Raw genomic sequence first — 12,231 nt, 5'->3', positions numbered from 1 at the left:
ATTTCCGTTTCTATCCCAAGAGACGGAAATTTTTACATTTTAAACATTTTTTATAAATTATAATGGAAGAAAAAAAATTTGATCCCAATTCGTTAATCGGTTTTATATTGATATTTGGAATATTAATTTGGATAATGTACCAAAACAAGCCAGATGAAGCGCAAATTGCTGCTGAAAAAGCGCAAAAAGAATTGGTTGCCAAAGAAACAATTAAAGCGGAAGAAGTAGCTAAAACTCTCACAACTGCTGCTGCTACTCCTGGAGATTCATTACAGTTAGCGACATTGCAAAAGTCATTAGGAAGCTTTGCTTATTCTGCAACTTTGCCTTCTGCAAAAGAAGATTTTACAACTATCGAGAATGAATTGGTAAGTCTTAAAATCGCTAATAAAGGTGGGTATATTGCTGAAGCTACTTTGAAGAATTTTGAAAGATTCAAAAAGGGTTCTGGCGAATTAGTGAAGTTGATAAACGACAACAATTCAAGTTTAAACATTCAATTGTTTACCAAAGACAATCATACGTTAAACACTAAAGATTTGTTTTTCGAACCTACATTAACGAAAAATGGTGAAGACCAAATTTTGTTGATGCGTCTTAAATCGGCTGAAAATGCATATTTAGAATATAAGTATGTGTTGAAAGCAGACGATTATATGCTTGATTTTGAAATTCAAACTCAAGGATTAGGAAATGCTTTGGTAACGTCAAAACCGTTAGAATTACAATGGGATTTAAAAACCTATGCTAACGAAAAAAGTATCAATTATGAGAATCGTTATGCTGAAATGTATTTTGAGTATGAAGATGATAAGACAGATTATTTAGGTCAAGGTTCTGACAAAACAGATTCTCCTGAAAAAGTGTCTTATATCGCATACAAACAACATTTTTTCTCATCTATTTTGTTGAGTAACGAGCCTTTTGCTAAAGCTGAACTTTATTCAAATAACTTAGTAAACGATCAAGATGTTGATACTACTTTCACCAAACAATTTAAAGCGCAACTGCCTTTAGCCTTTAAAAATGGTGAAATTGATCAAAAAATGAACTGGTATTTTGGACCAACAGATTATAAATTGTTGCAATCTTATGATAAGAATCTAGAAGCAATTGTTCCTTTAGGATGGGGGATTTTCGGTTGGATCAACCGTCATGCTTTCATTCCATTATATGGTTTATTGAGTTCTTTTATAGAGCACGGTTGGGCAATTATCATCTTTACTATTTTGATTAAATTGTTAATGTCTCCAGTGACCTATAAATCATTTTTGTCTCAAGCAAAAATGAAAGTGTTAAAACCAGAGATTACAGAATTGGGTGAGAAGTTCAAAAAAGACCCAATGAAAAAGCAACAGGAAACCATGAAATTATACAACAAAGCAGGGGTAAATCCTATGGCGGGTTGTATACCAGGTTTATTGCAGATGCCTGTGTTTTATGCCTTGTTTCAATTCTTCCCCTCTGCTATTGGGTTAAGACAAAAACCGTTCTTGTGGGCAGATGATTTGTCTTCATTTGATTCAATTTATGAACTGCCTTTCCGCATTCCAGCTTATGGAAGTCATATTAGTTTGTTTCCAATTTTGGCTTCAATTGCAATTTTCTTCTATATGAAATTAACAACTGGAGACCAACAAATGGCAGCGCCACAACAAGAAGGAATGCCAGATATGGCAAAGATGATGAAAATCATGATTTACGTATCGCCACTAATGATGTTGTTTTTCTTTAATAGTTACGCTTCAGGATTGAGTTTGTACTACTTTATTTCAAATGTAATCTCTATTGGATTGTTATTGGTAATTAAAAATTACATTGTGGATGAAGATAAAATTCATGCGCAAATTCAAGAAAATAAGAAAAAAGAGCCCAAAAAACCAAGTAAGTTCCAGCAAAAATTGCAAGAAGTAATGGAACAACAAGAGGCTATGAAAGCTCAACAAAAAAAGAAATAATTATTACTATATAAATTAAAAAAGCTTCCTACTGAGGAAGCTTTTTTTGTTTTAGGATATTGGTATTTTGGTGTTTTGGAAATTATAGTGTGGGTTGTAATACTTTATCTACCGCATGAATTACTCCATTAGAACATTGTACGTCAGTTACAATAATGTTCGCTTTTGTGGCAGATTTGTCTGTGATTTTAGCTCCTGCAGTTAAATCAATAGTAATGTTTTGTACTGGACTAGTGATCATTGGTACTATTTGTCCATTAGTAAGAGAAGCGGCTAGTACATTTCCAGCTGCAGTTACGTGGTATTGCAATACTTTCGTTACTTGTGCATCTGTAGCTCCATTTGCAAAGCCTCCTGCTCCTAAGGCTGCTGTAAAAGCTGCGTTAGTAGGAGCAAAGACAGTAAGAGGGGTTGTGTTAGTGGTAAGAGCGGTTGCTACTGCAGTTTGAGCAGAACTTTTTACGATTGTGGCTAGGGTTGAAAAGTTTGGATTAGCATCAGCGTGTGTTACAATGGTTGGTAAGCCAATTACTTTATCAACAACATGGATAACACCATTGGTTGCTATTACATTTGCAGTTGTAACCGTTGCGACTCCATTAAGCTTTACTTTGTTATCAGCTGTATTGACGAACATGCTTAATGTGTTGGTGGTAGAAGCACTTCCTTTGGCTAAAGTTTTAACATAGCCTGTACTTAAATCGGTCGATTTTTTTGTTCCTGTAAGAACGTGATTTAATAAAATTTGAGTCAGAACTTCTTTTGGGACTTCATTAATTGAATTATAGGTTGTAGTAGCTAAAAATGCTGTAAATGCGGCATTAGTTGGTGCAAATACGGTGTACTCTGTAGACCCTTGTAAGGTTGTGGCTAATTCAGCCTTGGTTAAAGCTTGTACTAGAATGCTAAAATCAGCAGTTCTTGCAGCAATACCTGTTATTGTATTGTCTGTGGGAGTTGGGTCATTGCTGTCGTCAGTACACGAAACAGTAGTAAAAGCTATAATCGCAATCATAGCTAGAAATCTGGTTTTAAGTAAATTTTTCATGATTATTGTTTTTATTTGTTTCTCCTAAGGTACAAAATTTTGTTTAACTATTTCTTAAAAACAATAAACAAAATTAAAGTTTAAGGTTTGTTTATATTTTGTTTAACGGATTTTTTTAAGTATCAAGTCTCTGGTTCTCTTGTGTTTATAAGGTTTGTTGTGTTTTTTTACTAATGTGAGCTGTGTTTACTGATAAACAATCACTGATGAATTATTAAAAGTAAGATTCATTGTGTGTTTTATATATAATTATATCTGTTCCTGTATTTGAGTCATTTTTTAAATAAAACTTTTTAGTATAAAATAGGTTCTGAGATAAAAGAAGTAATTTTGCACAGGAGCAGAGCTAATAAATTAAGTTGCATTGTATGAGATTTTATTGTTTTATTTTTTTAGTCCTATCGAGTCATTTAGTAGTAGCGCAAAATCATTTTAACCAAGTTGATGCCAATGGGAAAAAAGACGGTCTTTGGAAAGGCTACCATGAAGAATCTAAACGACTGAAATACGAAGGTACTTTTGCCCATGGAAAAGAGGTAGGGACGTTCAAGTTTTTTGATGATACCAAAGCAGGTTCTGTAATTGCGACAAGGGAATTCAATGCTAATGACGGAAGTGCTTATACTGTTTTTTACGACCAGGCAAAAAACAAAGTTAGTGAAGGTAAGGTCGTGAATAAACAATTTGAAGGGGAATGGAAATACTACCATCAAGCTTCACCAATAGTAATGACAAAGGAAAATTACAAAGACGGTAAGTTGGACGGATTGCGTTCCGTATATTATTCCAATGGAAAATTAGCTGAAGAAACTAATTATGTGAATGGTATCAAAGAAGGTAAATACAAAAAGTATTCAGAAAACGGGATTACTTTAGAAGAAGCAATCTACAAGGCTAATGAATTTCATGGCCCAGCTATTTACAAAGAAGCCGATGGTCAAATGGTATCCCAAGGGAACTACTCCAATGGTAAGAAAGTGGGTGTTTGGAAATTTTTTGAAAACGGTAAAATGTCTAAAGAAATCAATATGAGTTTGCCACAAAGTTCAAAAGCTGTTAAAGTGAAGTAATTAGATTAAATTTCACTAATTCGATTGGTGGTATTTTGCTGTTGAATTTACCGTTTTAATTTTGTATCCAGCTGAAATCAAAAGCTATAAGGTGTTGTTTGCGTTTACAGAGACTTTGTGGATATTGCTTTTAAATTAACAACAGTTAAACAAAATAACCGTTCAAAACTTTGTACCTTTGCACGCTCATAAAAAATACAAAGAATTATGAAACGTGTCGTTGTAGGTCTATCAGGAGGAGTTGATTCTAGTGTAGCAGCATATTTGTTGCAGCAGCAAGGTTATGAGGTGATTGGACTATTCATGAAAAACTGGCATGACGATTCGGTTACTATTTCTAATGACTGTCCTTGGTTGGAAGATAGTAACGACGCTTTATTAGTGGCTGAAAAGCTTGGGATTCCATTCCAAACCGTGGATTTAAGCGAAGAATACAAAGAAAAAATCGTCGACTATATGTTCAACGAATACGAAAAAGGACGTACTCCAAATCCTGATGTTCTATGTAATCGCGAAATTAAGTTTGATGTTTTTATGAAAATTGCTTTAAGTCTGGGGGCGGATTATGTTGCAACAGGACATTACTGCCGAAAAGCTGAAATTGAAGTCGATGGAAAAACAGTCTATCAATTAATGGCAGGGGTAGACAACAACAAAGATCAATCTTATTTTTTATGCCAATTATCACAGGAACAACTAGCCAAGGCTTTATTTCCTATTGGAGAATTAACCAAGCCAGAAGTTCGGGAAATCGCTGCTGAAATGGAGTTAGTAACTGCCGAAAAGAAAGACTCACAAGGACTTTGTTTTATTGGTAAAGTGCGTTTGCCTGAGTTTTTACAACAAAAGTTACAGCCTAAAGATGGTGTGATTGTCCAGATTGACGCTGCAGATCCTATCTATACCCTTCAAGAAAACGATGGATTGTCTGAATTTGAGCTGATGATTCAATCTTCTAAAAAAATACAATATACGCCCACAATGGGAAAAATAGTAGGCAAGCATCAAGGAGCCCATTATTTTACTGTAGGACAACGTAAAGGTTTGAATGTTGGCGGAACTAAGGAAGCTTTGTTTGTCATTGCTACCGATGTGGAAACCAATACCATATATACAGGAATGGGAGCACATCATCCGGGTTTGTTTAGAAGCGCATTGTTCATTGAGAATTCTGAAGTACACTGGATACGTGAAGATTTAGCTTTAAAAAACGGTGAAACTATGGAAGTTATGGCACGCATTCGTTACCGTCAACCTTTACAAAAAGCGACCTTACATCAAGTAGAGGAAGGGATGTATGTTAGTTTTGAAGAACCTCAATCTGCTATAACTGAAGGTCAATTTGTGGCTTGGCACCACCAAGACGAGTTACTAGGTTCTGGTGTAATTTCTTAGGTTTGCTTTTTTACATAAAAGAAGTCTGATTGTCATTGTAGTAAATAAACAAAATAATATAGAATTAGTGTTTATTTATTATATTTGAACCTGCGCTTTTATTTTTGGTAAACATTGAAAAAAACAGTCTTATTATTAGTCCTATTCGTTTCCTTGACCGCTTGGTCTCAGGAGGATGCTTGGGTATATTTTAATGCCAAAGCAAACGAACAGGCTTATTATGCCACACCTTTGAATATGCTTTCTCAAAGGGCTTTGGACAGGCGTATCAAACAAAATATAGCCTTGGATTTTAAAGACATTCCAATGAACCCTTCTTATATCACGCAGGTGAAAGAAAATACAGGCATAAGGGTATTGGCAAAATCCAAATGGTTGAATGCTTTACATGTCAGAGGAACGGTTTCTGATATCAATTTATTAAAAGCATTACCATTTGTAAGTAAAGTGGATTTTGCTGATAAATCACTGAATACGACTGCTAAGACTGTGACTGTGTCCAAATCAAAAGTAGAATCCAAAATAAATAGTAGTCGTGTTAATTTTGCATATGGAACTTCTGAAAACCAAATTAAATTGCTTAATGGTCAAGTTTTGCACCAACAAAACTATACAGGTTCAGGTTTAATTATTGCTGTTATGGACGCAGGTTTTCCAGGGGTCAACACGGCACAACCATTTCAACGCTTAAGAGAAAATAATAAAATTTTAGGGGGTTATGATTTTGTTCAGCGCAGTACTAATTTTTATTCAGGTAATAACCACGGAACTTATGTGTTGTCCAGTATGGGGGGGTATAAAGAAAATGCTCTTATAGGTACAGCTCCAGATGCTTCTTACTATTTGTTCATTACCGAAGATACAGCTGTAGAAAATCCCGTTGAACAGTCATATTGGGTAGAAGCGGCAGAAAAAGCAGATAGTTTGGGTGTGGATATCATCAATACTTCTTTAGGGTATTTAGGAGATCACACCAATCCAAGATACAATCATACTTACGAAGACATGACGGGTGACGCAACATTTATTTCTAAAGGAGCTAATATTGCTTTTTCAAGAGGAATGATTGTTGTCGCTTCCGCAGGAAATGACGGAACCGAAGCTGAACCCCATATCGGTTCTCCAGCAGATGCTTTTTCAGTGCTTGCTGTAGGAGCAGTGACCGCTTCAGGGACAAAGGCAGGTTTTAGTTCGATAGGGCCTTCTTTTGACGGCAGGGTCAAACCCGAGGTAATGGCACAGGGACAATCAACTGTTTTGTCTGATGAAAATGGAAATATCATCGCTGCCAGCGGTACTTCTTTTTCAGGACCAATTATGGCAGGAATGGTAGCTTGTTTATGGCAAGCTTTTCCTAGCAAATCCAATCAAGAAATTAAGGAAATGATCATAAATTCGGCCGATAAATTCAGTACTCCTAGCCCCCAGTATGGTTACGGAATCCCTAATTTTAGTCTGGCATTAGGATTACAATTTCCAGAATTTGAGGAAGATGTCATGAGCGCAATTCATTTGCATCCTAATCCTACCGCCAGTCTCGTTAAGGTTACTTTTCCTCAATCTGTGCAAGGAGTAAATGTTGTTTTTTATTCAGCTACAGGCAATAAGGTGTTAGATCAAAAAAATGTAGTTTCGGATGCGCCGATCTCTTTAGAATCACTATCTAGCGGCACTTATATTTATAAATTAGAATGTAACAGGGCAACCAAAACCGGAAAAATTATTAAACTATAAATAATTTTTTTGATGAATAAAATTACCCAACTCTTTAATATTCAATATCCAATAATTCAGGCAGGTATGGTTTGGGTAAGTGGTTACAAACTGGCTAGCGCAGTGAGTAATGCCGGTGGTTTAGGGCTAATTGGAGCTGGTTCTATGTATCCCGAAGTTTTACGAGAACACATTCAAAAATGCAAAAAAGCGACTTCAAAATCCTTTGGAGTGAACATTCCGTTACTGTATCCTAATATTGATGAAATCATAAAAATTGTGATTGAGGAAGGAGTGAAAATTGTATTCACTTCAGCTGGTAATCCTAAAACTTGGACGCCAATATTAAAAGAAAATGGAATAACCGTGGTGCATGTTGTAAGCAGTGCCTTATTTGCTATAAAAGCGCAAGCAGCAGGTGTTGACGCTGTAGTTGCTGAAGGTTTTGAGGCAGGAGGACACAATGGTAGGGAGGAAAGTACTACCTTTACGTTAATTCCAATGGTCAAAGAACAAATTGAAATTCCGTTAATAGCGGCGGGCGGAATTGCAACTGGACAAGGAATGTTAGCCGCAATAGCATTGGGGGCCGATGGAGTTCAGGTGGGAAGTCGCTTTGCAGCTTCGCACGAGTCCTCGGCACATGATAATTTTAAAAGCTTAATTGTTTCTGTAAAAGAGGGAGGTACCCAATTGACTTTGAAGGAAATTACTCCTGTGCGATTGATTAAAAATAAGTTCTATCAAGATGTGCAAGAATTGTATAAAAAATGTCCTTCGCAAGAGGAATTGAAAACATTATTAGGAAGAGCTAGAGCCAAAAAAGGAATGTTTGAAGGTGATTTAGAGCAAGGAGAACTTGAAATAGGCCAAGTAGCGGGAATTATCCATGAGATAAAATCGGCGGCAGAGATTGTAGCTGAAATGGTTCAAGAATATGAAAAAACAAGAATAGCAATACACAATAACCCCATACAATAATGATTAAAAAGAGCTCAATTAAGTTAAGTTTTCTATTGTTGTTTTTAAGTTTTGGTATACAAGGATTGTATAGTCAGTCTTATAAATTTACCACCTCAGGTGTGAGTGTTTTAGAAAAAAACGAGAAAGGGAAGTGGGGGCAATGGTCCGATTTAGAACTGGTTAATTTGGTGGTTAATTTGGACACCAATAAAAACCGAATTGTTGTTTATTCTCGGATTATTCAAGTGTATGATATTGTGAATTATGTTCCAACCGAAGAAAACGAAAATGATATTGTTTATTCTTTTGTATGCAAAAATATAGACGGTGAAGATTGTACCCTCTCTATAATCACCAGAAAAAAACAAGGCAATCGAAAACAGCTGTACATCAACTTTGGTGACAGAATTATACTTTATAATATTTTTAATGCCTAAGCGTAAATCACAGTTTGAAAATAATTCTAAAACAAGAAGCTTTGAGGTGTTTTTTACTTAGCAGTTATTTTTTCACTTCAATTTCTTATACGTTTTAAGGTGATATTTTACTTGAATCTTGGTTTTCTTTTGATTACCCCTTTGTAGCAATAATTATTCTATATCCTTAATAAACTCATCATATTCTAAATAAAACAACTCTAAAGCATTCATTTTTTCGAAAAAGAAATCAAAAATAGTGTCCCAATGATTGCGGTTGCTGAAACCTACTCCTAATTTTTCAACCCAAATACGGCTGATAGTTTTTCCGCTTTCTAAAACGAATTCTTTTTCGAAAACTAAATCTTTGATGAATTCCTCTTCGAGAATATTTTTTAAAGCTTCTAATTTTTCAAAGTATGCAGTACGTTTTTCTGCACTACGGTGCTCAATATCAATCAGTACTTGTGCTTTTTTATTGTCTACAAAAAATTTAAAAGAAAAATCTTTGATTTTGGTATCGTATAAAATCCATTTTCTAGGATATTTTTCGGCAAAATTCACCCAAAATTCTCTTTTTATGCGTTGTGACTCTTCTTTGCTGTACATCTATTTGTGTGTTTTGATTGTAGAAAATTTGCGAACCGTTGTTTTCTAGACTATATTTATAGTTGCTACGGACTGCAAAAATAAGATTTGATTATGGATTTCCGTTATTTTTTAGAAATTGTTCCTCATATTATTAAAGCTGATTTGCCAGCTAGTATTGCGCATGCAAAAATGGCACCTATGGAGCGTATGGAACAGTTGCAATATATTGATTTGGATAAAAAGGAAATCAAGACAGCAGCAGTCATGATGTTATTGTATCCTAAAGCCAGCTTGACTCATTTAGTATTGATAGTTCGTAATTTGTATGAAGGTGTTCACTCTGGGCAAATAGCCTTTCCTGGTGGAAAATTTGAGTTAGATGATGTTGATTTTGCGCATACGGCTTTGCGAGAAACTCATGAAGAAGTAGGTGTGCCTCCTGATTATGTTGAAATCAAAAAGGATTTTTCACCTATTTATATTCCGCCGAGTAATTTTTTGGTGTATCCGTTTTTAGGGATAAGCCAAAATGAAATTCAATTTGTACCCGACCCATCAGAAGTGGATCGAGTGATTGAGTTGCCACTTTCGGTTTTTTTGAGTGACGAAATTATTGTAAAAGTTCGAATGACCACTTCTTATGCCCACGAAATCGAAGTACCCGCCTTTGAGATTGAAGGACAAATGGTGTGGGGAGCCACAGCCATGATTTTGAGCGAATTGAAAGAAGTATTGAAATCGGTGATTCGCTGATATATTGATAAATTACCACTCAACATTGAGAACAGAATACTAAAATTAAAAATCACTACATTCGTAAACCAAAAACAAAACAAACGACTACTTATGGGATTGTTGAAACGAAATCCTTTTGGACACATTCTGATTATAAAGAAATGGCTCATCCGAATTTTTGGAGCATTGACTCACAGACGCTATCGTGGGTTCAATGAATTGCAAATTGAAGGATCAGAAATCATCAAAAATCTACCCGATACCAATGTACTTTTTATATCCAATCATCAAACTTATTTTGCTGATGTGGTGGCCATGTTTCATGTGTTTAATGCCAGTTTAAGTGGTCGTACCGATAGTATCAAGAATGTAGGCTACCTTTGGCAACCCAAACTCAATATCTATTATGTTGCCGCCAAAGAAACGATGAAAGCAGGATTATTGCCAAGAATAATGGCGTATGCAGGTGCCATTACTGTCGAACGTACTTGGCGTGCCAAAGGCGTAGATGTAACAGAGAAAAAAGAAGTTAACCCTAGTGATACCGAGAATATCAAAATAGCACTAAAAGATGGCTGGGTCATTACTTTTCCACAAGGAACAACCAAGTCTTTTAAGCCAGTTCGAAAAGGAACCGCACATATCATCAAAGAGCACAAACCTATTGTAGTACCAATAGTTATTGATGGATTCAGACGTTCTTTTGATAAAAAAGGACTAAGAGTGAAGAAGAAAGGTATTTTACAGTCATTTATCATTAAGGAGCCGCTTCATATTGATTATGAAAATGAAACTATTGATGAAATAGTCGAAAAAGTAGAATATGCCATTGAACAACATCCTTCATTTTTGAATGTGATTTCGGTCGAAGAACTTGAAGAACAAGAACGATTAAATAAGTTGAGAGAATGGGAGGTTTAGTGCTAGTTTGTTTATTGTTTAAAAGTTTAACTGGTTAATTACTTAATCGTTTAGTTGATTGAAACAATTATATCCCCTTAAATTCTTAACCGATTAATCCTTAACCTAATTATTCATGAATATCCCAAATACAACTTTAGCTCGTGTAATTATCATTGGAGGTGGTTTTGCAGGAATCGCTTTGGCCAAACAACTAAAAAAACAAGCAGTACAAGTAGTACTTATTGATAAGAATAACTATCATACTTTTCAGCCGTTGTTGTACCAAGTAGCCACTGGTGGACTCGAAGATGGTTCTATTGCCTATCCTTTACGAAAAGTGATTCAGGAATATGATAATTTTTATTTTAGACTGACCAATGTTCAAGAAATCGACACCAAAAATCAAAAGATTATTACCGAGATAGGGGAGTTGACTTATGATTATTTAGTCATGGCAACGGGCGCTAAAACCAATTATTTTGGCAACAAAGAAATCGAACGCAATAGTATGGCGATGAAAAACATCCCACAAGCATTGAATATTCGTTCTTTGATTTTGGAAAATTTTGAACAAGCTGTTTTAACAAGTGATGCGGCGGAGAGAAATAGTCTCATCAATTTTGTATTGGTAGGAGGTGGGCCAACAGGAGTAGAATTGGCTGGTGCTTTGGCGGAAATGAAAAAAGCCATCCTCCAAAAAGATTATCCCGATTTGGATATTACCAAAATGCAAATCAATCTGATTCAAAGTGGGGATCGGATTTTGAATACCATGAGTGAAAAATCATCAGATGCGGCAGAGAAATTTCTAGAAAGTCTAGGCGTTACCATTTGGAAAAACGTACGTGTTAAAAACTATGACGGACGAACCGTCACAACGAATACCGATTTGAGCTTTGAAACGGCAACAGTCATTTGGACCGCAGGTGTACAAGGAGCTTTAGTTCAGGGTTTGCCAGCTGATTCTTTGATCGAAAAAGCAGCACGAATTAGAGTGAATGAATATAGTCAAATCAAAGGTTACAAAAATCTATTTGCCATTGGTGATGTGGCCTGCATGGAAACAGAGGATTTTCCGCAAGGGCACCCCATGATGGCACAACCCGCTTTGCAACAGGGAGAAGCTTTGGGAGAAAATCTTATTCGATTAATAGCTAACAAATCAATGGAAGCTTTTGAATACAATGACAAAGGTTCAATGGCAACAATAGGAAGAAATAAAGCCGTAGTTGATTTGCCGAAGTTTCATTTTGATGGTGTTTTTGCTTGGTTTGTCTGGATGTTTGTGCACCTTTTTTCATTGATTGGATTCAAAAATAAGGCCGTTGTTTTCTTGAGTTGGGTGTACAACTACATTCGTTTTGACCGTGAAAGCCGTTTAATTATTCGACCATTCAAAAAGAAAAGTTTTGTAACTTTTACGAGTGATGAGCTATAGT

Annotated in this window: 11 protein-coding genes; 9 read left to right on the top strand and 2 right to left on the bottom strand. The window is 35.6% G+C overall.

The window, feature by feature from the left end:
• The first annotated feature begins 62 nt into the window (after positions 1 to 62).
• A complete protein-coding gene (gene yidC / locus ACNH59_RS15310; RefSeq protein WP_418263386.1) occupies positions 63 to 1,958 on the top strand; it encodes a membrane protein insertase YidC in 1,896 nt (631 codons plus the stop codon).
• 82 nt (positions 1,959 to 2,040) lie between these two features.
• On the opposite strand, the gene ACNH59_RS15305 is transcribed toward yidC, so the two are convergent.
• On the bottom strand, positions 2,041 to 3,006 hold the full coding sequence (locus ACNH59_RS15305; RefSeq protein ID WP_418263385.1) for a fasciclin domain-containing protein: 966 nt from the start codon (positions 3,004 to 3,006) through the stop codon (positions 2,041 to 2,043).
• Positions 3,007 to 3,374: 368 nt separating this feature from the next.
• Here ACNH59_RS15305 and ACNH59_RS15300 point away from each other — a divergent pair, with 368 nt between their 5' ends.
• The 5 genes from ACNH59_RS15300 (at position 3,375) to ACNH59_RS15280 (ending at position 8,584) form a co-directional block, all read left to right on the top strand.
• Positions 3,375 to 4,076 carry a toxin-antitoxin system YwqK family antitoxin gene (locus ACNH59_RS15300; RefSeq protein ID WP_418263384.1) on the top strand — a complete coding sequence of 234 codons (702 nt, stop codon included), beginning with the start codon at positions 3,375 to 3,377 and terminating at the stop codon, positions 4,074 to 4,076.
• 207 nt (positions 4,077 to 4,283) lie between these two features.
• The gene (mnmA, locus tag ACNH59_RS15295) at positions 4,284 to 5,471 is read left to right on the top strand and encodes a tRNA 2-thiouridine(34) synthase MnmA (protein ID WP_418263383.1); all 1,188 of its coding nucleotides are present in this window, start codon (positions 4,284 to 4,286) and stop codon (positions 5,469 to 5,471) included.
• A gap of 114 nt (positions 5,472 to 5,585) precedes the next feature.
• The gene (locus tag ACNH59_RS15290) at positions 5,586 to 7,205 is read left to right on the top strand and encodes a S8 family serine peptidase (RefSeq protein WP_418263382.1); all 1,620 of its coding nucleotides are present in this window, start codon (positions 5,586 to 5,588) and stop codon (positions 7,203 to 7,205) included.
• 12 nt (positions 7,206 to 7,217) lie between these two features.
• Positions 7,218 to 8,165, top strand: a complete 948-nt coding sequence (locus ACNH59_RS15285) for an NAD(P)H-dependent flavin oxidoreductase (protein ID WP_418263381.1) — start codon at positions 7,218 to 7,220, stop codon at positions 8,163 to 8,165.
• Positions 8,165 to 8,584 (top strand): hypothetical protein, encoded by a 420-nt coding sequence (locus tag ACNH59_RS15280; protein ID WP_418263380.1) that lies wholly within the window; start codon positions 8,165 to 8,167, stop codon positions 8,582 to 8,584. Before ACNH59_RS15285 ends, ACNH59_RS15280 begins: the two co-directional genes overlap by 1 nt.
• Before the next feature lie 153 nt (positions 8,585 to 8,737).
• Here ACNH59_RS15280 and ACNH59_RS15275 read toward each other — a convergent pair whose 3' ends face one another.
• A complete protein-coding gene (locus ACNH59_RS15275; protein ID WP_418263379.1) occupies positions 8,738 to 9,172 on the bottom strand; it encodes a DUF4268 domain-containing protein in 435 nt (144 codons plus the stop codon).
• A 93-nt stretch (positions 9,173 to 9,265) separates the two neighbouring features.
• Between ACNH59_RS15275 and ACNH59_RS15270 the strand changes: the two genes are divergently transcribed.
• From ACNH59_RS15270 to ACNH59_RS15260, 3 genes are all read left to right on the top strand, one after another.
• A complete protein-coding gene (locus ACNH59_RS15270) occupies positions 9,266 to 9,907 on the top strand; it encodes an NUDIX hydrolase (RefSeq protein ID WP_418263378.1) in 642 nt (213 codons plus the stop codon).
• 93 nt (positions 9,908 to 10,000) lie between these two features.
• On the top strand, positions 10,001 to 10,810 hold the full coding sequence (locus ACNH59_RS15265) for a lysophospholipid acyltransferase family protein (protein ID WP_418263377.1): 810 nt from the start codon (positions 10,001 to 10,003) through the stop codon (positions 10,808 to 10,810).
• Positions 10,811 to 10,925: 115 nt separating this feature from the next.
• The gene (locus ACNH59_RS15260; protein WP_418263376.1) at positions 10,926 to 12,230 is read left to right on the top strand and encodes an NAD(P)/FAD-dependent oxidoreductase; all 1,305 of its coding nucleotides are present in this window, start codon (positions 10,926 to 10,928) and stop codon (positions 12,228 to 12,230) included.
• The last annotated feature ends 1 nt before the right edge of the window (position 12,231 follow it).

This window comes from Flavobacterium faecale, assembly GCF_048320115.1.
GTDB classification, from domain to species: Bacteria; Bacteroidota; Bacteroidia; order Flavobacteriales; family Flavobacteriaceae; genus Flavobacterium; species Flavobacterium faecale_A.
This window is presented reverse-complemented; position numbering and strand designations above follow the sequence as displayed.